The sequence below is a fragment of the Streptomyces diastatochromogenes genome (assembly GCF_002242805.1).
In the GTDB taxonomy this organism is placed as follows: Bacteria; Actinomycetota; Actinomycetes; order Streptomycetales; family Streptomycetaceae; genus Streptomyces; species Streptomyces diastatochromogenes.
Map to the genome: position 1 here is coordinate 237,450 of NZ_MCGQ01000022.1, position 22,312 is coordinate 259,761.

General features: G+C 70.8%; 16 protein-coding genes. 3 read left to right on the plus strand and 13 right to left on the minus strand.

Going from position 1 to position 22,312, the window contains the following annotated elements:
- Positions 1–132: 132 nt before the first annotated feature.
- The 7 genes from BEK98_RS26200 to BEK98_RS26230 all read right to left on the minus strand — a co-directional run bounded on the left by BEK98_RS26200 (position 133) and on the right by BEK98_RS26230 (position 12,036).
- Complete coding sequence (locus BEK98_RS26200; RefSeq protein ID WP_094219154.1) at positions 133–3,267, minus strand: Tn3 family transposase; 3,135 nt, start codon at positions 3,265–3,267, stop codon at positions 133–135.
- Between the two features lie 235 nt (positions 3,268–3,502).
- Positions 3,503–6,379, minus strand: a complete 2,877-nt coding sequence (locus tag BEK98_RS26205) for a Tat pathway signal protein (protein WP_094219108.1) — start codon at positions 6,377–6,379, stop codon at positions 3,503–3,505.
- A 69-nt stretch (positions 6,380–6,448) separates the two neighbouring features.
- Entirely contained in the window at positions 6,449–7,243 is a 795-nt protein-coding gene (locus BEK98_RS26210) for an alpha/beta fold hydrolase (protein ID WP_094219109.1), read from the minus strand.
- The gene (locus BEK98_RS26215) at positions 7,240–8,817 is read right to left on the minus strand and encodes a glycoside hydrolase family 43 protein (protein WP_094219110.1); all 1,578 of its coding nucleotides are present in this window, start codon (positions 8,815–8,817) and stop codon (positions 7,240–7,242) included. Before BEK98_RS26215 ends, BEK98_RS26210 begins: the two co-directional genes overlap by 4 nt.
- Positions 8,818–8,851: 34 nt before the next feature.
- Positions 8,852–9,733: a carbohydrate ABC transporter permease gene (locus BEK98_RS26220; RefSeq protein WP_094219111.1), complete on the minus strand. Its 882-nt coding sequence runs from the start codon at positions 9,731–9,733 to the stop codon at positions 8,852–8,854.
- Positions 9,730–10,683 carry a carbohydrate ABC transporter permease gene (locus tag BEK98_RS26225; protein ID WP_094219112.1) on the minus strand — a complete coding sequence of 318 codons (954 nt, stop codon included), beginning with the start codon at positions 10,681–10,683 and terminating at the stop codon, positions 9,730–9,732. Before BEK98_RS26225 ends, BEK98_RS26220 begins: the two co-directional genes overlap by 4 nt.
- A gap of 33 nt (positions 10,684–10,716) precedes the next feature.
- Positions 10,717–12,036, minus strand: coding sequence for an ABC transporter substrate-binding protein (locus BEK98_RS26230; RefSeq protein WP_094219113.1), 1,320 nt, complete (start codon positions 12,034–12,036; stop codon positions 10,717–10,719).
- Positions 12,037–12,417: 381 nt separating this feature from the next.
- On the opposite strand from BEK98_RS26230, the gene BEK98_RS26235 reads away from it, so the two are divergent.
- Entirely contained in the window at positions 12,418–13,431 is a 1,014-nt protein-coding gene (locus BEK98_RS26235) for a hydroxyacid dehydrogenase (RefSeq protein ID WP_094219114.1), read from the plus strand.
- A 117-nt stretch (positions 13,432–13,548) separates the two neighbouring features.
- Positions 13,549–14,688: an ABC transporter substrate-binding protein gene (locus BEK98_RS26240; protein ID WP_094219115.1), complete on the plus strand. Its 1,140-nt coding sequence runs from the start codon at positions 13,549–13,551 to the stop codon at positions 14,686–14,688.
- A 90-nt stretch (positions 14,689–14,778) separates the two neighbouring features.
- Here the strand turns inward: BEK98_RS26240 and BEK98_RS26245 are convergent, their stop codons facing one another.
- The 3 genes from BEK98_RS26245 to BEK98_RS26255 all read right to left on the minus strand — a co-directional run bounded on the left by BEK98_RS26245 (position 14,779) and on the right by BEK98_RS26255 (position 17,500).
- Positions 14,779–15,987, minus strand: a complete 1,209-nt coding sequence (locus BEK98_RS26245; protein WP_094219116.1) for a glycosyltransferase — start codon at positions 15,985–15,987, stop codon at positions 14,779–14,781.
- Positions 15,987–16,784, minus strand: coding sequence for a MerR family transcriptional regulator (locus tag BEK98_RS26250; protein WP_094219117.1), 798 nt, complete (start codon positions 16,782–16,784; stop codon positions 15,987–15,989). The genes BEK98_RS26245 and BEK98_RS26250 overlap by 1 nt, the downstream gene beginning before the upstream one ends.
- 116 nt (positions 16,785–16,900) lie before the next feature.
- Complete coding sequence (locus tag BEK98_RS26255; protein WP_094219118.1) at positions 16,901–17,500, minus strand: 2'-5' RNA ligase family protein; 600 nt, start codon at positions 17,498–17,500, stop codon at positions 16,901–16,903.
- Positions 17,501–17,748: 248 nt separating this feature from the next.
- Between BEK98_RS26255 and BEK98_RS26260 the strand changes: the two genes are divergently transcribed.
- Positions 17,749–19,326 carry an alpha/beta hydrolase gene (locus BEK98_RS26260; protein WP_244201981.1) on the plus strand — a complete coding sequence of 526 codons (1,578 nt, stop codon included), beginning with the start codon at positions 17,749–17,751 and terminating at the stop codon, positions 19,324–19,326.
- Between the two features lie 48 nt (positions 19,327–19,374).
- On the opposite strand, the gene BEK98_RS26265 is transcribed toward BEK98_RS26260, so the two are convergent.
- Genes BEK98_RS26265 through BEK98_RS26275 form a run of 3 tightly spaced genes read right to left on the minus strand, consistent with a single transcriptional unit; the run spans position 19,375 to position 22,144 of the window.
- Complete coding sequence (locus BEK98_RS26265; RefSeq protein ID WP_094219120.1) at positions 19,375–20,409, minus strand: zinc-dependent alcohol dehydrogenase family protein; 1,035 nt, start codon at positions 20,407–20,409, stop codon at positions 19,375–19,377.
- A gap of 46 nt (positions 20,410–20,455) precedes the next feature.
- Positions 20,456–21,256, minus strand: coding sequence for an SDR family oxidoreductase (locus BEK98_RS26270; protein WP_094219121.1), 801 nt, complete (start codon positions 21,254–21,256; stop codon positions 20,456–20,458).
- A 48-nt stretch (positions 21,257–21,304) separates the two neighbouring features.
- Complete coding sequence (locus BEK98_RS26275) at positions 21,305–22,144, minus strand: SDR family oxidoreductase (protein ID WP_094219122.1); 840 nt, start codon at positions 22,142–22,144, stop codon at positions 21,305–21,307.
- Positions 22,145–22,312: the final 168 nt, after the last annotated feature.

Here is a 22,312-nt window from a genome sequence, read left to right on the forward strand (position 1 = left end):
CTGCCGTAGACCGCCGCGCCCCTGGTGATCCGCACGGAAGACCCACTCGCAGACGCCCACCACTCTTGGGGCTGGGCCCAAAGGCACATCGTCGTTCCGCTGCACCGGCCCACGGAGCGGGCGCCCCGGTCGTCAGTCTTCGTCTTCGTCGTCCTGGATGGCGTCCGGGTCCCGCAGCGGGCGCAGGCCCTGGCCGGGGCCGCTGGCCTTGATGTTGAACAGGTAGCGGCCCAGGAAGTTGATGTGCCGGTCCTTGAGCGGGGACAGGCGGACGACATCCTCGTCCTTGATGTCGTGGCCCTCGGCGCGGAGCTGGGCGACGGCCGCGTCGAGGTAGCGGGTGTTCCACAGGACCACGGCGTTGAGGACCAGGCCGAGGGCGGCGAGCTGGTCCTCCTGGCCCTCCCTATACGCCTGGCGGATCTGGCCTCGGCCGCCGTGGCAGATCGCGCGGGCCAGGCGGTGGCGGGACTCCTGCACGGTCAGCTGCCGGTTCATCAGCCGGCGGTAGGTGTCGTCGACCGGGTCGACCAGGGCGAGCAGGTGCATGGTCTTGTCGATGCGGCCATACTCGGCGAACGCGGCGCCGAGCGGGGTCGGGTGGCCTTCGCGGCCGAACATCCGCAGCAGGTCGTAGGCCCGGACCTGGTTGGTGATGAGCGATCCGGCGACGCGGAGCATGTCCGGCCAGTGCGTGGCGATCCGCTTGAGGTTCACCTTGTTGCAGGCGACGGCCTCCAGCGGCCCGTACCCGGCGGCCGGCGCCTCGCCGTCGGGCAGGTCGGCCCGCCAGAACCTCTGGTCGGCGAGGTCGCGGAAGCGCGGGGCGAAGCGGAAGCCGAGCATCTTGTACAGGCCGAAGGCCATGTCGGAGTACGAGGCGTTGTCGGTCGCGACCATCTCCGGCTTCACCCCGCCGTCGAGGTTCAGCAGCGTGTCCAGCGTGTACAGGCTGTCGCGCGGGGTACCGCGTACGACCATCGCCCCGATCCCGGCGACCTGGTCGTTGACGGCGTTGAGCCAGGTCACGCCGCGTTTGTAGCCGTAGTACTTGGGTGAGGGCCCGGTGTTGATGCTCTTGACAGGGACGACGAAGCGCAGGCCGTCGACGGAGGCGAGCAGGCCGCCGCCCCACATCTGGGCCAGCTCGATGCGGGACTGGGCGTTGATGAGCGCGGCGTTTGCCGCGGCGAGGGTGTCGGCGCGCAGGTAGTTCTGGTCGACGTGGGACAAGCGCGAGCGGGTCAGCGCCTTGTTCTCCGGGTCGATGACCGGAGTCAGGCCGATGTTGCAGCTCTGCGAGACCAGCAGCGCGACGATGGAGACGAGCAAGCCCTCCATGCGGGTGCGCCGCTCGGAGACGTGGCCGAAGGCGTCGAGGAACGAAGTCCAGGAGTGGACCTCGAACAGCAGGTCCGGTAGGTCGATCCTCGGGAGCATCGCCTCGGTGGTGGCCTTGAGCCAGGTCAGCGACTCCGGCTCGCCCACGGCGCCGAGCTTGTCCACCGACAGGCGGGCGCGTCCGCCGCCCTCGGGGACGACGATCTCCACCTTCGCGTCAGCGCCGGCCTCCTCCAGGCGGTCGGCCATCTGCCGCCACGCCGCATCCAGCCCCCGGGCAAGCTGGGCCAGGTGCTCCTCGGCGTCCTCGGTCAGGGACAGGCCCGCGAGCACGTCCGCGCGCATCGCCTCCCACCGCAGCCCGTCCAGCAGCCGGGCACGCGGGTCCGCCCATCGGTTCGACGGGGAAGCGAACACATCACGCCGGTTCAGCGCACGGTGCAACTGCTCCAGGACGCACACCACGTACGCGTCACGGTCGACCGCTCCCTGCGGCAGCTTGCCGTTGGAGAACACCGCGCGCTTCCACATCGCCGGCACCAGCTCGGCGTCGACCTCGCGGGGCAGCAGCGGCCGGTCCTTGACCCGGCGCCGGGAGAGCGCGGGCAGGCGGCGCACGGCCTTGAGGATGCGCCGCCCGGCCGGGGCGGCGCCCAGCGCGTCCGACTCGCCGAGCAGGGACAGGAAGGGGCGTACGGTGTTGTAGCGCAGGGCCAGCTTCTCGCGCATCGCGGCCTCGGCCGATCCGTCATCCTCCGGCACCAGGGCCTCAACAGTCGCAACCGCCCCGGCCACCGTCGTTCGCGGAACCACCTCCTCCACCGCCGCCCACAGGGCCTCGACGTCCAGGTCCGCGTCGTGCTCGGCAACCAGGTCCAGCTCCTCGGCGAGGATCTTCGACGCCTTCGCCAGGATGCGGGCCGCCTTCTCCAACTGCGGCAGCATCGCCAACCGGTCGCGGTCGGAGGCCCGCCGCGCCGGGCTGATCAGCCGGCTCGCCATCAGCACCGCGAACAGGTCGAGCGCGTCGTCGACCGCCTGCGCCTCCAGCTGGCGCACCACCGCCGTGAGCAGCGCGGTCCGCCGCGGCTCCGGCGCCCGCTCGATCGTCTGCGCCTTGCTCAGCTGCCCGTACCGGGCCAGCGCGGACAGCCGGTTCACCGGCACCCGCGACAGGTTCACCCGCCCCAGGGCGAACGCGGAGATCTCCTCGACGCGTTCCATGGCCCGCACCATCGCCGTGCCCGTCGACTTCACCGGAGGCGTGCGCAGCCGCTCCAGCTCCGAGACCCGCCTGCCCTCCGGCACCACCAGCAGCTCCGCCAAGGCCGGCGCGAGCGTCGCATCCGCCTGGACCGTCGCCCGGGCCACCGCCTCGTACAGGCGCCGCTCGGCCGCCGTACGGGCCTCCGACACCTGCCGGGCCAGCACCGAGACGCCCGGCAGCAGCACCCGGTTCTTACGCAGCCACGTCACCGCGTGGTTGAACAGCGCCACCGGCCCCTCGGCGTGCGTCCATGCCCGCCCGTACAGGAAGCTGCGGAACTCCCGCCCCCACTTCCGGTCGGTGAAGTCCCGGTACTTGAACCGCCTCTGGATCTCGTCCGCGTGCTCGTACACCGTCGAGCGCCGCTCGGCGTACCGCTTCACGCACGAGGCGTCCGCGATGCCGAGCTGCCCGGCCAGGTACTCCACGACCTCCCACGGCACGGCGAGCGGGTCCTCGCCCAGGAACCGGCCGACGTAGCGGACCGTGCAGATCTGCACCGCCATACCCAGCCGGTGCGCGTCCGCACGACGCAGCGCGATCAGATCACGGTCGTCATCGTCGAGGAAGAAGAACCGCTCCAGCTCCGGGCGCGTGGGCACATCGGTGAACGTCCCGTACGCCTCGGCCTGCTCATCAGTCAGAAACTCCACCGGCACGAGGCGGACCGTAGCGAGCACCGGTACGCGCTCGACGATCTTTCCGTGAACCTCAGCGAGGCCGTAGAACGGTGTGCTAGCTGACCAAGATCAATCTCACCGGGATTTCCTGTACCCCGACTACTCACACCCGGCGCCGCCGACGTCGCACGGCGAGAGACCGCCGTCGGCCTGAAGCGCGGAGCGCGGCGCGGGTGGGCGCCGCACCGGCATGGCGGGCGCCCCCCGTGGCCTGTCAGCGCTTGCGCAGCACCACCGTGCTGCCCGGTCGCACGGACAGCGTGGCGTTGCCGGTCACCTTCGCGCCGGTGAGGAGGTTCCGTGCGGCACCGAAGCCCTTCGTGGAGAACGTGTAGGTGCGGTCCGCGGCGGTGTTCATGGCGATCAGGTACGGGCCGTACGCGCACCGGTAGAAGGACGCGCGTCCCGCGAACGGGCTCTCCTGGCCCGGCGCGGTCCTCGGCGCGTCCGCGGGCGCCGCGGCCAGCGGCAGCGCCTGCCCGGCGAACGCCTGGTGCGGGACGTCTCCGGGCGGGTTGTAGCCGCCGGCCGGGACGGGCAGGTCCGGCGTGGTGAACTCCCAGTTGATCCAGTCGGGTTCGGTGAAGGAGCGCCCGTCGGGGACGTACCGCACGTCCTGCCACACCGTCGCGGACCGCTCGATGCCCTCGGCGGTGATGAGGTGCACGCGGGCGAGCCAGTTGACGCCCCACCGGGCCCGCCAGTACAGGGAGGCGTAGAGGATCTCGTCGCCGTGCTTGACGGCGACCAGGCCGTTCTCCTCGTCGGAGAACACGAAGTCCGGCTGTCCGGGCGTCATCGGCAGCGGCGCCCCGCCGCCGGTGGAGCCGGTGACGTAGGCGTAGTCGTCGGCGATGGAAAGCAGTTGGAGGTTGGTGCGGGCGGAGGCGCCGAGGTCGTAGGCCTCCTGCAGCACCTGGAAGACCTGGTTGTCGGCGACGGACTGCCGTGCGTACGAGGTCAGGTCCGGGTCCTTGAGCAGGGTCGCGAGGCGCAGCGGGTGGCCGTCCCACTTGTTGCCCTCGTCGTAGGCGACCTTGCCGGGGTATCCGCCGTCGCGCCAGCCGACGACGGCTTCGTAGCGCATGGCCGTGTAGCCGTCGGAGTCCAGCGCCGGGTAGTGGAAGACGGCGCGCGCCTTGACCATCTTGACCAGGTGGTCATGGAGTTCGGTGTCCTGGACGCCGTCGATGCCGATGACCGCGTCGTGGACCAGCGCCAGCCAGTCCTGGAGTTCCCCGTAGTTGCCGGCGTAGCCGAGTTCCTTCGAGATTCCCTTCCTGCTGACCTGGTAGTACGCGCCGCCCAGCGGCTTGGTGGGGTTGCCGTCCTTGTCCTCCGGGCCGAGCCAGGGGGCGAGGCCGACGGACTGGCGGAGGTAGCCGCGGGCCCTGGTCTCGCCCCAGGCCGTCTCGGCGCCGAGCCAGCTCAGGCCGCGGTCGGCGAGGTAGAGACCGAGGGCGCAGATGATGGCCTGGTTGGTGTACTGCGGGACGTTCTGCCGCCAGTACTCGCGGCTGTCCAGCAGCATCTTCGCCCAGGCGTCCCGGCGGACGACAGGTGCGTCGGCCGACCCGGCGGGCGCGACCAGGGTGACGTCGTCGAACCAGGCGGTGCCCGGGCCGGACAGGCGCAGGTGCAGCTCCGTCCGGGTGGCGCCGTCGGGAGTGTCCAGGTCGAGGGAGACGTACTCCCAGTCGTGGGTACCGGTGGTGGCGTACTGGCGGTGGTCGCCGCCGATCAGCTTGCCGTCCGCGTCGAAGAACAGCGGGTCGATGTGGGCTCCGGCGCCGGTGACGCCGTCGGTCCTGACCCAGGCGCCGTAGGTGTATCGGCCCTTGCCGATCTTCGTCTTGGGTGTGGAGTAGACGGTGATGAAGCCGTTGGACTGGGTGGCCTGGACCTTGAGGGAGGCGCCGCCGTGGCGGGCGACCGTGGTGTCCCTGGACCAGCTCGCGTCGGCGGTCCTGCCCCAGCCGGGTGCCGTCCAGCTCTGCGGGGTGTCGGTGCCGTGCTCGAAGCCGGCGTTGGCGATCACGCCGGGCGAGCCGATCACGAACTCGTCGAGCAGCGGCTCCAGTTCGCCGGCGAGGGCCAGCATGACCAGGCCCGCGCGGCCCAGGCCCATCCACTGCTGGCTGGAGTTGATGACAACGTTGGCGTCGGACAGGTGCTGCCAGTAGATCCCGTCCAGACTGCTCGCGATCTGCCCGGGAACCGCGCTGTCGCGGTAGGCCCCAGTCGCCGGCATGCGGTACGCGCGGGCCAGGAACTCCAGGTACCACAGGTCGAGTTGGGGCACGGTGCGGGACGCCTCGGCCGCGGCCTGGGCCAGCACCCGCGCGTTGATCTTCTGCACGACCTCGATGCCGGGCGAGGGCCGCTTCGCGGGGGCGGGCAGCGTCCCGGTGATGTCGTCGGGGTCGGGGTCGAAGTACGGCTGGTCGTGGGTGTAGAGGCGGTAGACGGTACGGCTGGGGCCGGTCATGTCCTTGAAGTAGTCGGCGGCCGTCAGGGCGTAGCCCGCCACCTGGCCCATGGCGCGGATCTCCAGGTCGACCGCGTGCTTGCCCGCGGTGAGTTCCGGGGGCAGCGGCAGCGTGTGGAAGTAGAAACGGTCCGGGGTGCGCGGGTCGGCACCGGCGATGTCCAGCGGGTCGACCGCGCCGAGGTGGAAGTGGCCGACCTGCTTGCCCTCGGCGAACAGCTGGAGCCGGCCCAGGTCCTCGCCCTTCTCCGAGCCCCACAGCTTGATGGTGACGTAGGTGGCGCCCTGGGGGCGGCAGGCCAGGGTGGCGGCCAGCCTGCCGCCCCAGAAGCCCTTGGTCTCCGCCGGATTGAGCACCCGGGCGGGCTGACCGAGACCGCCGGTGACGGTGTCGGAACGGGTGGCGGTCAGCGTGTGTGCCGTCTCCGAGGTCGTGTCGCCGAGGACGAGGGTGTCCAGCGGGCCCGGGCAGGCCTCCGCCGCCTCGGTCGGGGCGGCTTCGGTCTCGGCGGCCTGCGCGACACCGGTCTGCCACAGCCATCCGGTGGCGGCGGTGCTGGCGGCCAGTTTGAGCAGGGATCTGCGCTGAACGGGTTCGGACATGACAAAGTTCCCTTCGGCTCTGGGACTGAGGTGCTTGCTGGGGGGGGGTGACGTGTCGGTCGGGTCGTGTCACCGGCGAACGGACGCGTCGGCCCATTCCTCGATCAGCCGGACCGTGCGCTCGGGCTGCTCCTCGTGCACGTAGTGGCCGAAGCCGGGCCAGTGGTCGACCCGGGAACCAGACGTGCGGAGCGTCGTACGCTCCCATGCGGCGGCCTCGGCCGAGGTCCACACCGTGAGCGCTGCCTGGGTGCGCCTGCGCAGGTACGCCTCGCTGTGCGGGCGTACCCCGACGGCGCCCGGGTCGGTGTACGTGCCCGCGTACGCCTGCGCGAGGACATGGCCCGGCGTGCCGAGGACGGTGCGCAGGTGCGCGGTGCGCAGCCCCGCCGGGGCCTTGTCCGAGAACGCCCCGGCGACGAAGGCGGCTGCCGCGCGGGAGCCCTGGGTGCGGTACTCGTCCAGGCGCGCGGGGATGCCGGCCACCTCCTCGCCGTGTGCGCCGTGGGCGGGTTCCAGGGCGATGACCGAGCGCACGGTGTGCGGATGGTGGACGGCGAGCAGGTTCACGACCTGTCCGCCCATCGAGTGGCCGACGGCGACGACCGGGCCGGTGCCCAGGGCGTCGGTCAGAGCGGCGAGGTCGTGCGCCATCTCGGCCGGCGTGTTGCCTTCCCCGGGTGCCTCCGAGCGGCCGTGCCCGCGCAGGTCCGGGACGATCACCCGGAACCGCTCCGCCAGTACCTCGGCGTGCGGCGACCACTCCCTGCCGTCGCCACCCCATCCGTGCACGAGGAGCAGGGCGGGACCGTCGGCCGGACCGAGGCTCGTGCAGAACAGGCGGACGTGCCCGACGTGGATCATGAGCCGAACTCCTCGTACGTGGCGTACCCGAAGTCGGCGTGCACACCCGTCCCGTCGAGGTCCTGGACCCACAGGCCGAGCATGGCGCCGGTGAATCCGAGCACCCGGAGTTGACCGTCGTGGAACTCGTCCGCGTGCTCGTCGGAGAGGACCGTGGTGTCCAGGGTGAGGGGCAGCTCGCGCGGGCCGCCGCCCGTGTCGTACGAGAAACGCAGGGTCGGGCCGTCGAGTTCGGCCCGCAGGACGATCGGCTGCCCCTGTTCCAGCGGCACGGTGACCGGGTGGGCCACCAGGCGCCCGGCCGCGCAGCTCAGCGCCGTGAGCACGGGAGCGCCCGCGTCGTCCGCGGTCAGGTACAGGTAGTGCCAGTTGCGGGTGTTGTAGTAGGCGGTCAGCCCGGCCAGGTGGTCGGACGTGCGCGGGGCGAAGGTCAGTCGTGTCTCGAAGGAGCAGTGCCGTGCGGTGACCCGGCGGGCGACCAGGCTCGGTGTACGGCGGCCGGCCGGCGACTGGCCGCCCCTGACACGCAGTCGGCCGGGTGCGGGCTGGATCCAGTCGGGGGAGGCGGGTCGCCGGAGAGTCGACCAGTCGGGGCCCAGCGTGTCGAAGCGGTCCGTCACCGGCCGCGGCGGGACGGGTGCCGGGGGGAGGTCCGGGGCCGGAACCGTGACGGCGGGCACCCCGCCCGCGATGCGCGGCCAGCCGTCCTCCGTCCAGGTCAGCGGTTGCAGCGCGGTCTCCCGGCCCAGCACACAGCGGCCCCGTTCGCCGTACGGGCGGGCGGCCAGGTGAGCGGCGTACCACTCCCCCGTCGCCGTCCGGACCAGCGAGCAGTGACCGGCCTTCTGCAGTTCCAGCGACGGATCGTGCCGGGACGTCAGGAGAGGTCCGGCCGGGTCCGGCTCGTAGGGGCCCAGCAGATCCCGGGAGCGTGCCACGGCCGCTCCGTGCTCGTAGCCGGTGCCGCCCTCGGCGTGCACGAGGTAGTACCAGCCCTCCCGGCGGTACAGGTGCGGGCCCTCGGCGACACCGGCGGCGGTGCCGAGGGAGATCGTCCGGGGCTCGCCGAGCAGCTTGCGGGACGAGCGGTCGTACTCCTGGATCTCGATCCCGGCGAAGGACTCCCGCGCGGGCCGCCAGTCGAACCGCATGTTGAGCAGCCAGCTGCGCCCGTCCTCGTCGTGGAAGAGCGAGACGTCGAAGCCGCGCGCGTGCAGCGGGGCCGGATCCGACCAGGGGCCCTCGATCGACGGCGCCGTCGTCACGTGGTTCGGCAGGTCCTTCCAGCCCTCCGCGTAGGTGTCGACGACGGTGAAGACGAGGTGGAACAGGCCGTCGGCGTACGACAGTCCGGGCGCCCAGATGCCGCCGGAGTCAGGGACGCCGGTCAGGTCGAGGAGCCGCCGGCTGTCCAGCACCCCGCCCAGCGGGCGCCAGTTGACCAGGTCGCGGGAGTGGTGGACGCGGACACCCGGGTACCACTCGAAGGTCGACGTGGCGAGGTAGTAGTCGTCGCCGACGCGCAGGATCGCCGGGTCGGGTTCGAAGCCACGCAGGACGGGGTTGTGGATCAACGGTCTCAACGGGACGTCCGATCGGAGGGTGGAGTCATTTGAGGCTGCCCATGAGGATTCCGCTGCGCCAGTACCTCTGGAGCGCGAACATGAACACGGCCAGCGGGATGATCGACAGCAGGGATCCGGAGAGCACCAGGGTGTTCATGTCGCGGGAGGCCTGCGCCTGTTGCACCCAGGAGAAGAGGCCCAGGGTCACGGGGAAGGTGCGCTCGCCATTGAGCATGAACAGGGGCAGGAAGAAGTTGTTCCAGATGTTGATGAAGTCGAGCATGAAGATCGTGATGCCGCCGGTGCTCATCAGTCGCAGGGCGACCGAGACGAAGATGCGTGCCTCGCCCGCGCCGTCGATCCGGGCGGCCTCCATCAGCTCGTTCGGCACCGAGCTGTCGGCGTAGACCTTGCCGAGGTAGACGCCGAAGGGATTGATGAAGTACGGGATCAGGACCGCCCAGACGGTGTTGGTGAGCCCGATCTTCGCGAAGACGAGGTAGAGCGGGAAGGCCAGCAGGGTGCTCGGCAGCAGCGAGGCGCCGACGATGACGGCGAACAGGGCGCCGCGGCCCCGGAAGGCGAACTTGGCCAGGCCGTAGCCGGCGGCCAGCGAGATCAGGGTCGAGCCCGCGGCGCCCACGGTGGAGTACAGGACGGAGTTCCAGATCCAGCGGCCGAAGACACCGTCGTGGTAGCTCCAGACCGCCTGGAAGTTGTCGGCGAGGTGGTTGGAGGAGAACCAGAGGCCGAAGGTGGAGTACAGGTCCGTCTGGTTCTTGGTCGACGCCACCAGCAGGAACCAGGTGGGGGCGAGCGAGTACAGGAGGAAGACGACCAGCAGGCTCGTGGTGAGGGCGACGGCCCGGCGGGTGGGGCGCGCACCGCCCCCGGGGGCGGCCGCGGCCTTCGTGACGCTGCTCATGACATCTTCCTGTTCGTGACGCGGTAGAAGACGAAGGCGAGGAGACCGGTGACCACGGCGAGGACCAGCGACTCGGCGGCGGCGTACTGGTAGTCACCGGCCTTGAAGGCACGGTCGAAGATCTCCATCATCGGCGTGAAGTCGGTGTTGATGGACTCCGGGGCGACATAGCGCAGGAAGAGCGGCTCGGCGAACAGCTGGAGGCGGCCGATCAGGGAGAACATGCCGGTCAGGACGAGAATCCCGGTGATGTTCGGGACCTTGACGGACCAGGCGATCCGCCACTCCCGCGCCCCGTCGAGCCGGGCCGCCTCGTACAGCTCGCGGGGCAGGGCCTGCAGGGAGGCGGAGATCAGGATCATGTTGAAGCCGATGCCCTGCCAGGTGAGCACGTTGCCCAGCGAGAGATAGGTGTTGAGGCCGCCGAAGAAGTCGAAGTGCGCTCCCGCGCGGTCCGCCACGTCGAGGATCGGGCTCGCGGTCGGGCTGTACAGGAACAGCCACATCAGGGTCGAGACGACGGCGGGGATGACGTACGGCACGAGCAGCGCGGCCCGGAAGAAGCGCACCGCACGGGCCGCGACGCCGTCGAGGAGCAGGGCCAGCAGGAGGGAGATCCCCAGCATGACGACGATCTGCGCGGCCCCGAAGAGCAGCGTGCGCAGCATGCCGGTCCAGAAGGTGCCGTCCGCGAAGATGGCGGCGAAGTTGCTGAACCCCGTGTAGACGACCTTCGTCGGGCCGAAGCCGATACCGCTGCTCTTCTTCTCGTGCAGGCTCTCGCTGAAGGCGTAGGCGATCGGCGCGACGTAGGTGGCGAGGAAGCCGATCAGGAAGGGGAGCGTGAACAGGACACCCTTGTAGGCTCCCCGCTTCCCGGTCCGGCGCGCGGAGGTCCGCCGGACCGGGGAGTCGGTGGCGACCCGCGGGGGCCGCGTCAGGGTGGACACGGAAGTCTCCAAAGTCTTCAGGTGCGGGCGGGGTCAGCTGCCTGCGGCGACGGCCTTGACGCCCTTGTGCTTCAGGTCGGCCAGCACCCACTCCTGAAGGTGCGTCAGCATCGCCTTGACGGTCATCTGCTTCTTCATGACCTTGCCCCACTGCTTCTGCATCTCGGAGTACATGGAGGCGTAGTCGGGCCCGTACTGCCACTGCTCGCCGACCCGGGAGGCGGCGGTGGTGATGATCTGCGCGCTGTCCGACTTCCCGTTGAACATCTCCTTGGGGATGATCTTGTCGACGTACGGCGAGACGTCCTTGACCGCCGGGAAGAGCCCGGACTTGGACGCGGGGTCGGTGAGCGCCGTCAGCGACTCCTTGCTGCTGCTCATCCAGGTGGCGAACTGGGCCGCGCGGTCGGGGTACTTGCAGCCCTTGAGGAAACCGACGGTGTCGAAGTTGCTGGAGGTCTGCGGCTTGGCCGGGTCGAAGAGGGGGGCGTCCGCGAGCTGCCACTCGCCCTTGGACTTGGGGAAGTTGGTGTCGTAGATCGGCAGCTGCCAGGTGGACGTGGTCATCATGATGGTCTTGCCGAGGTCCCAGGTCTTGAAGACGCCCGGGTCGGCGTACGACGCGTTGGAGGCGAGGTTGTCGTCGACGAGCCGCTGGACGACATCGCCCGCCCTGAGTGCCTCGGGCGAGGTGAAGCCGATCTCCCAGTGGTCGCCGGCCACCTTGTACCACTGGGCTCCGGACTGCCAGGACAGGTCGACGAGGGTGCTGGGGTCCTCGCCCGCCATGTTGTAGATCTTGACGTTCTTGTCCTTCCGCTGCGCGGCCTTGCCGGCGGCGATGACGTCGTCCCAGGTCGTGGGCGCCTTCAGGCCGTACTTCTGGAACAGGTCGGCGCGGTAGGCGGTGAACAGCGGCGAGGAGCCCATCGGGATGCCGTAGGTGGCGCCGCCGGGGCTGACCGCGTTCCAGGCCGCGGCGGTGTACCGGGACTTGTACGGGGCGGCGATCTTGGTGATGTCGGTGAGGAGACCGTCGGCGGCGAAGGTCGCCAGGTTCATTCCGTCCATCTTGGCCAGACACGGGGCGTTGCCGGAGGTGATCGCGGCACGCAGCTTCTGGTAGACCGTGTCGCCGGCCGCGTTGACGTACTTCACCTGGGTGTCGGGGTGGGCCTTGTTCCACACCGCGACCTGCTGCTGGATGCCGTCGGTCCAGCTCCAGAACTCCAGTTGGACCTTGCCCTGGGTGGTGGCGCTGGTGTCGTCACCGCTGGAACAGGCGGCGAGGACGAGGGAGAGCGAGAGGACGGCGGCCGCGCCGGCGGTGGCTCTCTTACGGAAGGTGCTCATCGGGGTCCTCCACGGACGGACAGGACAGCGACTGCGATGGGGGGACGGCGCGGTCGGCTGGAAGGAGGCAAAGGGCGTACGGACAGAACGGCTGAAGCCGGTTCAGTAACCGTTTGCTGTGGACCGTAGGGCCTGAACGGCGCCGACGACAAGAGGTAGGAACACAAGCGTTTCGTCGACCTTTCGCCCGCGTTACGCATCAAGCCCTGCTGAGCTGGCAGTTAGGTCGGACTCGGCATCCTGAGACCCGTTCCGTCGCCCTGGAGGAGTCCCGACGGAAAGCGTTGACCGGACCCCGCATCCCTCTCTAGCGTGGAATACGTTTACTAAGCGCCGGCGCCGGCGCTGCCCTTCCCTGTCCCTTCCCGAAGCGGGAGACCCATGCCCACGTCGCAGCTGCCCCGTGCCCTGTTCGCCATGAACCCGGTGCACCTCCCAGAGCTGTTCCCGCCCCGGCTGATGCGGCGGCTCCGGTCGTCGGCCGACGTCGATGCCGCCCTCGTCGTACGGGACTTCGGCGATCCGGCGATCGCAGGGGTTCTCGCCGAGGCCGAGCTGCTCCTCACCGGCTGGGGCTGTCCGCGCATCGACGCCGCGGTACTGCGCCGGGCACCGCGCCTGCGGGCCGTCCTGCATGCCGGAGGCAGCGTGCGCGGCTGGCTGGACGACGCCGTGTGGGAGCGCGGGCTGGCCGTCTCCAGCGCGGTGCAGGCCAACGCACTGCCCGTGGCCGAGTACGCCCTGGCCGCGATCCTGTTCGCCGGCAAGGACGCGTTCGGGCTGCGTGAGCGCTTCCGGGTGGAGCAGGTGCGCCCGCCCGCCGGCGCTCTGGCCGGCGTCGGCAACCTCGGGCGGCGCGTCGGGATCATCGGCGCGTCCCGGGTCGGCCGCAGGGTGCTGGAACTGCTCGCGCCCTTCGAGTTCGAGGTCGCGCTGTACGACCCCTACATCGACGGCGCCACGGCCACCGCGCTCGGCGCCGTACCCCTGCCTCTCGACCAGCTGCTGGCCACCAGCGACATCGTCAGCCTGCACGCCCCCGACACGCCCGAGACCCACCGCATGCTGGACCAGCGGCGGCTGGCCCTCATGCCGGACGGCGCGGTGTTCATCAACACGGCGCGCGGCGCCCTGGTCGACCCGGACGCGCTCATGACGGAGCTGATCAGCGGGCGGATCAGCGCGATCCTCGATGTCACCGAACCGGAGCCGCTGCCCGCCCGGTCACCCCTGTACGACCTGCCGAACGTCTTTCTCACCCCGCACCTCGCCGGCTCTCTCGGCAACGAGCTGGAGCGGCTCGGCCGAGCGGTCGTGGACGAAGTGGAACGGCTCGCCGCCGGGGAGCCGCTGCTGCACGCGGTGCACCATGCCCAGCTGGCCAACAGCGCCTGACGCGTGTGGGCAGCACCACTCACGGGCCCGTCTTGCAGATTTGCAACATCAGGTTAGGGTGGAGAAAGTTCTTGAATCATCAAGCACTTCCTTGTCTCCACCCTGAAGGAGTCCCTCGTGAAGTCCACCCGCAAGGCTTGGGCCGGGGCCGTCGCCCTCGGTGTGCTCGCCGCGAGCGGCGCCACGGTCGCCGCCGCCACCCCCGGCGCGAAGAGCCCGGCGCAGCGCACGAGCGAAGAGGCCCAGTTGCAGAAGCTGTACAAGGACGCCGTGGCCGAGGGCGGCCGCCTCGTCGTGTATGCCGGTGGCGACAAGCCGGGCCAGGCCGACTACCTCAAGGACGCGTTCGTCAAGAAGTTCCCGAAGATGAAGGTCGACATCGTCGTCGACTTCAGCAAGAACCACGACGCCCGCGTCGACAACCAGGTCGCCGAGCACCACGTGGTCGCGGACGTCGTGCACTTCCAGACGGTCGACGACTTCCCGCGCTGGAAGAAGGAAGGGATCCTGCAGAAGTACCGGCCGGTCGGCTGGAACAAGGTCGACAGCCGCATCAAGGACAAGGACGGCTACTACACCGGCCTGTTCTACTTCGCCTTCGCCAACGTCACGGCGACCAAGCTGGGTTCCGGCGCACCGGTCGAGGCCAAGGACTTCCTCAAGCCCGGGTTCAAGAACAAGCTCGTCTTCACCTACCCGAACGACGACGACGCCGTCCTCTACTACTTCAAGCAGCTCACCGACAAGTACGGCTTCGGCTACCTGAAGAAGCTCCTCGCCCAGAACCCCAAGTTCGTGCGCGGCACCCAGGACTCCGCCGACCTCGTCGGCACCGGCGACTACGTCGCGAACTTCGGCAGCGGGGGCAGTGCGAGCGGCCTGTCGCAGGTGACCATCCCGAAGAAGTCCCCGTGGGTCGCCTGGCCGCAGACCGGCGCCATCCTCAAGGACGCCCCGCACAAGGCCGCCGCCAAGCTCTACCTCAGCTGGATCCTCTCCAAGGACGCCCAGCAGCACTCGATCGGCACCTGGAGCGCCCGCACCGACGTCGCCGCCCCGGCCGGCGCCAAGGGCATCTTCGACTACAAGAACATGAACCCGCTCGGCCTCGGCGAGTTCATGAGCAACCGCACCGCCCTCGACCGCTACAAGGCCCGCATCAACCTCTACGTCGGTGACGTCCAGGGCGTGAACCCCTCCGACCCCAAGGGCGTGCTCGGCCTCTACCCCGTCAGCCAGGACGGCACCCAGGGCTGAGGTGTGTTCGGCGTGTCCACGCCGACCGGATGATGGGGGGCGGGTCACATCCCCGTGACCCGGCCCCCTTCACAACCGGTCGTTCCTGCGTCAGGTCAGCCGCTCAACGGCCTTGAGGGTCTGGCCCGTTCCGTCCTCGGTCGCCATGTGCTGGGCGGCTCGCGCGGCGGCTCGTGCGTAGGTCTGCTGCTTGACGACCTGGTCGAGTGCGTCGGCCAGGCGCTCGGCGGTGAGGGATCGGTAGGAGATCGGGGTGGGGGCGGCGCCGAGGGCGGCGAGGCGTGCCGCCCAGAACGGCTGGTCCGCGGTCACCGGTACCGGCACCGCGGGAACACCGGCGCGCAGCGCGGCCGCCGAGGTGCCGGCTCCGGCGTGGTGGACCACGGCGGCCAGCCGCGGGAACAGCAGGGTGTGCGGCACGTCCCCGACGGTGATGACGTCGTCGCCGTCGGCCGCGAGTCCGGCGCTGCCACTCTGGAGGATGCCGCGGAGCCCGGCGCGGCGCAGCGCTCGTACCGCGATCTCGCTCAGCCGTTCGCCGTCTCCGGCCGCCATGCTGCCGAAGCCGATGAGGACGGGCCGGGGTCCGGCGCGCAGGAAGTCCTCCAGGTTCGCGGGCAGTTGTGCGGCCGGGTCGTGGTGGGGCCACCAGTTTCCGACGACCTGCAGGCCGGAGCGCCAGTCGGCGGGGCGCGGCACGAGGGCCGTGCTGAAGCCGTGCAGGACGGGCCGGTTCGCCTGTTCCTGACGGCGGCGTAGCGCGGCGGCGGAAGCCGGGGGCAGCTGGAGGCGGTGGCGCATCTCGGCGACCGCCTGCTCGTAGACGCGGTCGGCCATGCGGAGAGCGAAGCGTCCGGTCGCGCGGTTGAGGGGGCGGCCCAGGGAGCCGGGGCTCATGACGGTGCTCGGGAAGTCGCCGGTGGGTGCGGTGGGCTGGAGGTAGACATCGAGGCTCGATATGCCTGTCGCCTCGGCGAGTTGCCAGCCGAGTGGGGCCGTGGTGGTCGACAGCAGGAGCAGATCCGCGCCTTCGGACACCGCGTCGGCGAACCCGTGGCCCAGTTCGGTGACGAACGCGGCGGCGGTACGCATCAGTTCGCGTCGCCCCGTCCCCTCGCCGCGCATCCGCGGGTCGGCGGGCAGGGCGCGGAACTCCAGCCCGGCGTCGCGCACGAGGGGCGCGAAGGCGTCCGTGGTGGCGAGGGCGACGTCGTGCCCGGCCCGGCGCAGTTCGGCGCCCAGGCCCGTGTAGGGCACGACATCGCCGCGCGATCCGGCCGCGGTGATCAGGATCCTCATCACTCCTCCTCGGAGCCGGTACGGCCGCCTGCGTGGCGGGCCGCGTTGGCATGGACCGCCTTGCGCAGGTAGGCGGCCAGGCCCGGGCGTTGCCGGGACGGCGGTACGACCAGGGCGAAGGCGCGCGGATCGGCGGCGAAGTCGTCCGCGATGCGCCGGTGCATGTCGGGCGGGCAGGAGGTGAACCAGCGGGAGATGTGCAGGCGGTGCTCCTCGGCGAGGTCCGTGGCCCGCTGTCCGTCGGCCGGCTCACCCTCGTCGAAGGCCGCGAGCAGCTCCGCGCGCCAGGCGGCGGCCTCGCCCATGAGCTGCCGCCAGTCCTCCTTGGTGTGGGCGGCCGCGCGCGCCATCGACTCGCGCTGTCCCTCCGAGTCCGCCCACTTCAGCTCCGCCTCGGTGGCGTAGCTGAGGTCGAAGGTGATCTCGCCGAAGACCTCGAAGCGTTCCTGAGGGGTGAGGGACACCCCGGTCCGCTGGACCTCGATGGCCCGTTCCGCCACCTCGGCCAGCTGCTGCAGCCTGGCGATCTCCTCGCTCAACTGGCGCTGCCGGGCCGTCAGATACTCCAGGGCGTTCGTCTCCGGGTCCTTCACGATCTCGGTGATCTCGTCGAGGGTGAAGCCGAGTTCGCGGTAGAAGAGGATCTGCTGGAGGCGGGCCAGGTCCGCGTCGCTGTAGAGGCGGTAGCCGGTGCGGCTGCGGCCGCTGGGCGAGAGCAGCCCCGCCTTGTCGTAGTGATGCAGCGTACGCACCGTCACCCCGGCGAAGGCCGAGACCTGTCCCACCGAGTAGCTCATCCACCTGTCCTTTCGTCGGCTCCCAGCCTCGAGCCTGACGTAAGGGGAGGGTCAACTCGACCCGGTGCGGCACGGCGGGTCGTACGGTGGCCGGCGGGAGCCCTTCCGGAGCCCGATCAGTCGCCCCGTGGCCGGCGGACCGCGCCCGTGCCCAGAGCGATCACGGCCCGGGGTCGCATCGGCTCGTCGCCGCGCCGGGAGAGCAGGACCACCTCCTCGACCACGGTCGACCGCGCGCCGAGCCGGGCAGCGCACTCCGCGGCCAGCCGCTGCGGGTCCTGCGTCCGGCCGAGGGACAGATGCGGGGTGAAGCGGCCGCCACGCCCGCCGCAGAGCGGGAAGCGCAGCTCCAGCGCCCGGTGCAGACGGGTCCAGGGCGCCGCGTCCGCCGAGGCCGGATCGAGCCACACCGTCGCGTAGTGCCGGTGCCGGAAGTACCGCACCCCGGCCAGCCGCGCCGGGAACGGCGCGGTCTGCGCCGCCCCTGCGGAGAGCAGCGGCACCGCCCGCTCGAACTCCTCCTCCGGCACGAAGCCGAACAGCAGATTCACATGCGGCGGCCAGCGCCGTACCTGCGGGTCGTGCTCCCAGCGGATGTCCTGGATCGCCGGCCACAGCTCCCGCGGCGGCAGCCAGGCCACCGCCGTCCGGGCCGTCGGCGCCACCGCGAGCACGGCCGTCGGCTCGGCCCCGTGGAATTCCGGGCTCCCGTCCACACTGCCATCGTCCGGAGCGCGTCCCGATCGCGCGAGTCGGCGAACGCCGCTGCGGCGGATCTCGGCCGGTCGAGGATCTCCGAGAAGACCATGCGGATGGTGATCAGCCCCTTCGGGTTCTCCTCCGCACGTCCTTTTCTGCGTACGCCGGGAGTCGTAGCAAGACCGCCCCGCAGATGGATTCGCTTGCCTCGGTGGACACGAAATGGTCGTTCCGTCCTGGAAGTTGACCGAAAGGAACGGCCATCGTGCGGATAGGACGCATGGCGCCCTTGCTCGCCGTGGGGGTCACGGCAACGCTCGTCCCCACCCTCGCCACGACGCAGGCATCCGCGGCGGAACCGCTGCAGAGGTTCGCGAACCAGAAGCCCGCGTGGCACAGATGTGACGCGTCGCAGCCCGCCGCGTTCCAGTGCGCGACGATCAAGGTCCCGCTGGACTACAGCCGCCCCGGCGCCAAGACGATCAAGCTGGCCATCTCCCGCGTGAAGACGAGTGTCCCGGGCAAGCGGCACGGCGTGATCCTCTTCAACCCCGGTGGTCCGGGCGGCGAGGGCCTGGACATGCCGGTCATGATGAAGGACGTGATGCCCAAGAAGGTCCGCGAGCAGTACGACCTCATCGGGTTCGACCCGCGCGGCGTGGGCCGCAGCAGCCCGGTCACCTGCGGTCTCACGACCAAGGAGCAGAACACCGAACACCCTTACCGGCCCGAGACGTTCAGCCATGACGTCAAGTGGGCCCGGACCGTCGCCGACAAGTGCCGTGCCAAGAACGGCGACAGGCTTCCGTACATCACCACTCGCAACACCGCCCGCGACATGGACGTCATCCGCGGCGTCCTGGGCGAGAAGAAGATCTCCTACCTGGGCTACTCCTACGGTACGTACCTCGGTGCCGTCTACGCGCAGATGTTCCCCGAGCGGACCGATCGCTTCGTGCTGGACAGCTCCGTCGACCCGGCACGGGTCTGGCGGGGCATGATCCAGGTCTGGGCGGAGGGCACGGAGCCGGCGTTCACCCGCTGGACGAAGTGGACCGCGCAGCGCCACCGCACCTACGAACTCGGCGACACCCCGGCCAAGGTGAAGAAGACGTTCTGGGACCTGATCGCCCGGGCCGACCGCTCTCCCATCGACGACGGCGGTGAAAAGCTCACCGGGGACGACATCCGCGCCGCCCTGCGCCCCGAGTTCTTCAGCCCCAAGTACGCGGCCGAGGCGGTCGTCGAGCTCAAGAAGGCCGCCGACGGCCATGCGGTCACCCGCCGTTCCCCGGCGCCGGACGATCAGCAGGGACCGCGCCGGTCCGCGGCCCGGGCCGCTCAGCCGCCGGCCGACAACGAATCCGTCGCGTTCTGGACCGTGGTCTGCGGCGACACCGCGGCCTGGCCGCGCGACCCGGAGCAGTACCGGCGTGACGCGATCCGGGACAAGGCCAAGTATCCGCTCTACGGCGACTTCGGCTCCAACATCACGCCCTGCGCGTTCTGGGACAAGCCGGCCGAGCCCGTCACCGCGGTGGACAACAAGGTCGGCCTGCTCACCGTGCAGAACCAGTGGGACTCCCAGACACCCCTGGTCAGCGGCCTCGGCATGCACCACGCCCTGAAGGGCTCGCGCATGGTGTACGTCAAGGGCGGCGAGGGCCACGGCGTCTACTCCGTGGACCCCCGCTCCTGTGCCGACCGCACCGTCAACGCCTACCTGAGCAACGGAAAGCTGCCGGCGCAGGACGTCACCTGCAAGCCCGGTCGCCAGAGCCCCGGCGCGAACCCGGGCGTCGTCCCGATGCCGCGGCACACACCGCAGGCGCCCCGCTTCTGACGCGCCTTCCTGAACCGACGACGACAGCACCGGGAGAAGGCTTGTCAGCTACGGCTTGACCAGGACCTTCAGGGCCTCGCGGTCGGCCATGGCGCGGTAGCCGGCGGGCACCTCGTCCAGGCCGACCGCGTGGTCGAAGACACGGCCCGGCTCGATGCGGCCCTCCAGGACGTCCGGCAGCAGTTCCTCGATGTAGGCGCGGGCCGGGGCGACACCACCGGTGAGGGTGATGTTGTTCATGAACTCCGGGAAGCCCAGGGGGACTTCGCCGTACTGCGGGGCGCCGACCCGGCTGATGGTGCCGCCCGGGCGGACCGCGCCGATCGACATGTGCAGGGCGGGCAGGGTGCCGACGCACTCCAGCACGGTGTGGGTGCCGTGGCCGCGGGTCAGTTCGCGAACGCGCTCGATGCCTTCTTCGCCGCGTTCGGGTACGACGTCGGTGGCGCCGAAGTCCCGGCCCAGGTCGGTGCGGTCCTTGTGCCGGCCCATGAGGATGATGTGCTCGGCGCCGAGCCGCTTGGCCGCGAGGACGGCGGAGAGGCCGACCGCGCCGTCGCCGACGACCGTGACGGTCGTACGGGGGCCGACCCCGGCGGTGACCGCACAGTGGTGGCCGGTGCAGAAGACGTCGGACAGGGTCAGCAGGGACGGCAGCAGCGCCGAGTCCTCCGCCACGGGCAGCTTGACCAGGGTGCCCTGGGCCTGCGGTACGCGCACCGCCTCGCCCTGACCGCCGTCGATGCCGTCGCGGGCCCACAGCCCGCCGTGCAGGCAGGAGGTGTGCAGGCCCTCCCGGCAGAACTCGCAGGTGTTGTCGGACCAGACGAACGGCGCGACCACCAGGTCGCCCGCCGTCAGCGCGGACACCTCCGCGCCGGTCTCCTCGACGACGCCGAGGAACTCGTGGCCCATGCGCACGCCGTGCTCGGAGGCGGGCATCGCCCCGTACGGCCACAGGTCGCTGCCGCAGACGCAGGACCGCAGGACGCGCACGACCGCGTCGGTGGGCTGCTGGATCGTCGGGTCCGGGACGTTCTCGACGCGGACGTCGCCGGCGCCGTACATCAGTGTTGCTCGCATGTGGTCTTTCCCAGTTCGGTGGTTGTCGGTTCTTCGCCGGCGTGGATCAGGTCGAGCCGGACGTCGCAGGTGTCCTGACGGCGTCGAGGTCGGCGCGGACTCCATGCGGCTCCTGCGCCAGTGGCATGTTGGCCTCGTCCCGGACGGCGTCCAGGGCGCCGGGCGCGTCCTGGTCCAGTGCGGCGAACAGCGGGCCCATGTCGCCGGGAGCGGGGCCCTGTTCCGCGACCAGTTCGAAGGTCCGGCCCAGCGCCTCCGGAACCGTGACGGCCTGCACCAGCACCTGGGCGACCTGTTCGCGGGCGATGACGCCGTCGGAGGGGGTGCCGGAACGCCGGGTGTCCCCCTGCAGGAAGACGAGTCGGTGCTCGTCGGGGGCGTTCATGTCGAACCAGCCCGGCCGCACGATCGTGTACGGCAGGCCACTGGCCCGGACGAGCCGCTCCGAGCGGCGCTTCCAGTCGAGCAGATGGTCGTACGCGCTGCCGCGGGCGGTGACGCCGATGGCGGTCATCAGCACGATGCGGGGCGTCTGTCCGGACCGGGCGGCCAGGATGTTGCGGACTCCGGCGTAGTCGACGTTCTCCGGTGAGGAGTGTGCGGTGCCGTCGGCTCCGAGTGTCAGCACGATGGCGTCGACGTCGGCCACGGCCGGGGGCAGCGTCTCGGGCCGCGTGACGTCGGCGACGGCAAGCTGTGCCTCGGCGGGGAGCTGCCGTCGGGCCTTCGCGGCGTCGCGTACCAGCGCACGGGTGGTGTGCCCCCGCGCGATCGACTCGGCCACGACGAGTCGTCCGATGCTGCCTGTCGCGCCGACCACCAGAACGGTCGGGGGTGCGGTCGCCATGAGTCAGTCCTCCTTGTGTCGGGGGCTTGAGCAACGTGGGGTGCCCGGTCAGGGGAGCGTGAGTTCCCCGGCGCGCAGTGCGGCGGTCACGCCGCCGTCCATGAGGAGGTCGGCGCCGGTGATGAAGCCGGACTGGCGGCCCAGGAGGAAGGCGGCCGCGTCGGCGACCTCGTCGGGCGTGCCGAAGCGCCCGGCCGGCGACACCTTGCGCACCTGCTCGAACCACTCCTGGCGGGGGCCGGACAGCTCGTCCAGGGCCAGCGGCGTGATGATGACGCCGGGGCTGACGGCGTTGACGCGGGCGCCCCGCTTGCCCCACGCCACGGCGGCCGTCTGCACCCGCAGCGAGTTGGCCCGCTTGGAGAGCGCGTAGGCGTGGACGGTGGAGCCGACCTGGTCGGGGTGGAGGAACGGCAGCGCGAGCAGCTGCGACGTCTCGGTGGTGGCGAGCGCGTGCTCGGTCTCCGGCGCGTAGGGGCTCTCGCGGTGCCCGGCCATGCTGGCGATCACGAGACCGGCGCCGCCCGGGGCGACGACGCGGGCGAACGCGTCCAGGACCATGGCGGTGCCCAGCAGGTCGACGTGCAGGATCCGCTCGATGCTCGCCTGGGTGGGAGAGACACCGGCGGTGTGCACCACCTGGGTGACCGGTCCCAGAGCGGCGGCCGCGGCGGCCAGTGCCTCCACCGCGTCGTGGTCGGAGACGTCGGTGACCCGGGTCGTCACGTCGTACCCCTCGCCCCGCAGTCGCTCGGCGGCACCCGCGGCCGCCTGCTCTCTGTAGTCGGCGAGCAGCACGGTGCGACCGGCACCGACGCGGCGGGCGATCGCGAGGCCGATGCTGCCGGAGCCGATGACGACGACCACTTCCTTCGCGTCCCTGCTCATGTCTGCAACCTCTTCTCTCTGCGCTGTCGCGCACCGCGGAACCACGGACCGGCATCCAGGCTGCGGGAAGCGCGCGCGAGGTGGCAGGCCGTGCTGTGCCGGGGAGTGACAGGGCCCCCCAGACACCTCCTCCACAGGTCACGGCATGGGGACACGGAAGGGCACGCC

Excerpts from the sequence above, each read along its gene's own strand:
- BEK98_RS26205 (WP_094219108.1), bottom strand. The coding sequence starts at position 6,379 with ATGTCCGAACCCGTTCAGCGCAGATCCCTGCTCAAACTGGCCGCCAGC.
- BEK98_RS26210 (WP_094219109.1), bottom strand. The coding sequence starts at position 7,243 with ATGATCCACGTCGGGCACGTCCGCCTGTTCTGCACGAGCCTCGGTCCG.
- BEK98_RS26220 (WP_094219111.1), bottom strand. The coding sequence starts at position 9,733 with ATGAGCAGCGTCACGAAGGCCGCGGCCGCCCCCGGGGGCGGTGCGCGC.
- BEK98_RS26230 (WP_094219113.1), bottom strand. The coding sequence starts at position 12,036 with ATGAGCACCTTCCGTAAGAGAGCCACCGCCGGCGCGGCCGCCGTCCTC.
- BEK98_RS26235 (WP_094219114.1), top strand. The coding sequence starts at position 12,418 with ATGCCCACGTCGCAGCTGCCCCGTGCCCTGTTCGCCATGAACCCGGTG.
- BEK98_RS26245 (WP_094219116.1), bottom strand. The coding sequence starts at position 15,987 with ATGAGGATCCTGATCACCGCGGCCGGATCGCGCGGCGATGTCGTGCCC.
- BEK98_RS26250 (WP_094219117.1), bottom strand. The coding sequence starts at position 16,784 with ATGAGCTACTCGGTGGGACAGGTCTCGGCCTTCGCCGGGGTGACGGTG.
- BEK98_RS26265 (WP_094219120.1), bottom strand. The coding sequence starts at position 20,409 with ATGCGAGCAACACTGATGTACGGCGCCGGCGACGTCCGCGTCGAGAAC.
- BEK98_RS26270 (WP_094219121.1), bottom strand. The coding sequence starts at position 21,256 with ATGGCGACCGCACCCCCGACCGTTCTGGTGGTCGGCGCGACAGGCAGC.
- BEK98_RS26275 (WP_094219122.1), bottom strand. The coding sequence starts at position 22,144 with ATGAGCAGGGACGCGAAGGAAGTGGTCGTCGTCATCGGCTCCGGCAGC.